Below are 2733 nucleotides of genomic sequence, written 5' to 3'. Positions count from 1 at the left end.
CCGGCGGCGTGGACACTTAACGTTCGCAATTCACCGAGCGCCCCATCCTCTTCGTTCGGAGCCTGTTTCAGCGCGATCGCACTGAGGGCATGAACGGCCCGGTCGACCGTTTCCAGATCGCCGAACTTCATCGCCTCGACCAACAGCGTGACCGAATTGGGCCCCGCATCAATCAACTTTTGTGTCGCGAGTTTTCGGCGGTGAAATTGGTCGTTACTAAGTTGCTCGACCCAGTAGGAGAGCGGTTTCGCATCAGGCGATGCCGAGGGGGTGGTGTCGGGGGGGGAGGCAGGTTTTTCCGCGGTTGGATCGGTTGCCGGATCGGTTTGCCCAGGCGAGGAAACGGCCCACGACCATGACAAAACTAGCGAAATCAGCAATCTCAATGCAATTTGGTTCATTCGATGACACTTCCCATGCGGACCCGAATCATGACTCTTGTATGGTACTGGGTTAGGTCGCCGCGCGTCAGCCCTAGGTTTGCCTCGGTCGTGGTTGCGACCACCCGCCCGCAGCTTCGGGGGCCATTCTTAGCCGACGGGCTAGTCGCATGCCATCGACTCTGACACTCGAGCGGGTGGTTTTTATAGCGGAGCGGCGGTTTCCGCTGTTATCGACTCGCCGGTGGTCCGAATTTTCTGACAAACTCGCAGGCGGCTTCCCACGCCACGTCGTCACGGCATTGGCCTCGCGAGACCAGATGGTACATGTCGGAACCTTTGATTTTTAGCAGAATCATGTTTCCGGTGATCTCCGTGGCCTCGAACAGCGTCCAATTGGCTTTGGATTGACCGGTGGTCGCCATGCTGAATTGCCCCGCGTCGTCGAACCACCCCGAAGACATCAGCAACGGTTCGGTGTTACTGAGCGACGCACGGCGGGCGTTGATTACCGAGCGAGCCGGTTTGCTGAGCACGAACAGCAACACTAGTCCCACAATAATCCCGAACCAAGTGAACCCCGCAAAGTAGAACCAAGCCACAATCAGACTGACAGCGAAGAAGCCAAACAGCAACGTGAATCGTATCAGACCGAGTCGCCATTTTCGCCCCAACACGGTGTCTTGGATGTCGCCAGCATAGATCCCACCGGCAAAAAAAGCCGCGTTCTCAGTTGGGCTGCAAACCGGGACATCTTCCGCCAGCACTTGTCGTCGAGGGTCGATGATTTGAATCGGACACGGAGGCCGCAGTTCGCTCAGACGTTGGGCAAGCATCATGGCACGGTTGCGATCGGCGAATGCACGCAGCGGCAGGACGTCAAATTGCATCTGCGTTGCATCAAAGCAAAGTGTCAAAGTGTTGCGACTGCGGCCGACGCTGACCAAATATTCCATTTTCATCCAACGCGTTTGATCAGCGTGGGCGATCATCATCATGTCGCGATCAATGTAGCCGTGGATTGGGCCACAGCGATGTGCATTCAAGTTCACCGCGCGGCGGAGGGCTCGATAACGGACCACCAATAATGCTGCGGTTATGACAATCGGGATCGATAACAGCAACGCGACCGTGGAATTGGGAGACGCAACCAGGCTGAGAAAGCCGATGTAAAAGCAAAAAAAGATGACAATCGACGCCAACGTCCGCATGCTGACCAAATCGGTGCGAATGTTGGTTCGGGCAATGCCGTCGCGAATGTCCCTGCGAGTCAATTCGGTCTGAAACTCGAGTCGCTCGAAAGTCTGCAAGGCATCCCCGATCGCCAACGGGTTCTCGACCGCCGGATCGCTGCGTGGAGGTTCGTACGGATTGATGGACGCGTTAGAAATGTGCAAACCGTTTGAAGTCAATGGGACGAAAGTGAGAGATCGCGTCGGGCGACGCCCTGCCTTGATTTTATCATGTCGTCAACAAAGAAATCGCACGATGTTCGGCGGCGGATTGATAACATGCGTCGACCAGTGCCATGGTCCGCAAATTATCGACTCCGCTCATGGCTGGCTCGCGTCCCGACTCCAACGCAACGAGCAACTCTGCCATTGGCCCGGCAAACGCGTCCGGAAACCAGACCTCGTTCCAACGCGGACAGTGCCACTGACTCGATTCAGTCGTGGTGTAATCGATCGTGCTCGGTGCTCGCTCGGGGTAACGTGGCCATCCAATCGTGCCTCGTGCCATTCCCTTGGTGCCTTCGACTCGCCAGCGGATCCCAAGGTCCTCGGCAGCTCCTTCGCGAGCCGGTCCCGACCAGACATCGTCGCAAATCATGCATCGCAATCCGCTGGCGTATTCCAGAATGTACAGTCCGATGCCATCGACGTGCGCGAATTCGGTCCGTGGGTCGGTTCGGAAACTGGCGAAGACTCGCTCGGGTTCGCCAAACCAATATCGCATCGTGTCGAGATGATGAATCGACATGATCCGGCACGTCATCCACCCCTGACGCGACTGCCACGGCATCCAGTGAGGAATCGCTCGCATCTCGATTGTCGCCAGCACCGGTTCCCCCATCATCCCACGATCCATCGCAGATTTACAGGCCCGAACCGATTGGTCGTAACGCATGTTCTGGTTCACGCAAAGCGTGATACCCGCCTCGGCACACAACTGCACAATCCGCCGTGAATCCGCAGAGTTGCCTGCAAGCGGCTTTTGCGCAAGGATGCCACGGATATGCGAATGACGAACGACGTCTCGTACGATGTCCAATTGCACGTCGGGCGGGACCGCGATATCGACCACTTCGATCCGCGTGTCCTCGAGCATCCGCTGATAGCAGTCGTAAGCCGAT

The 2733-nt window shown here is 57.0% G+C and carries 2 protein-coding genes and 1 pseudogene; all 3 read right to left on the bottom strand.

Annotated elements, in window-relative coordinates:
- Positions 1-401 (bottom strand): annotated as a pseudogene (locus tag ABX962_RS34250) (hypothetical protein); the annotation flags it as partial.
- Positions 402-610: 209 nt separating this feature from the next.
- Positions 611-1792, bottom strand: a complete 1182-nt coding sequence (locus ABX962_RS34245) for a hypothetical protein (RefSeq protein ID WP_372726152.1) — start codon at positions 1790-1792, stop codon at positions 611-613.
- Positions 1793-1841: 49 nt separating this feature from the next.
- On the bottom strand, positions 1842-2733 hold an 892-nt coding region (locus ABX962_RS34240), incomplete at its 5' end, for a Gfo/Idh/MocA family protein (protein WP_372726151.1).

The sequence above is a fragment of the Novipirellula sp. genome (assembly GCF_041583735.1).
GTDB lineage: Bacteria > Planctomycetota > Planctomycetia > Pirellulales > Pirellulaceae > Novipirellula.
Note: the sequence above shows the minus strand (reverse complement) of the source record. Positions and strands in the feature narration are given on the sequence as shown.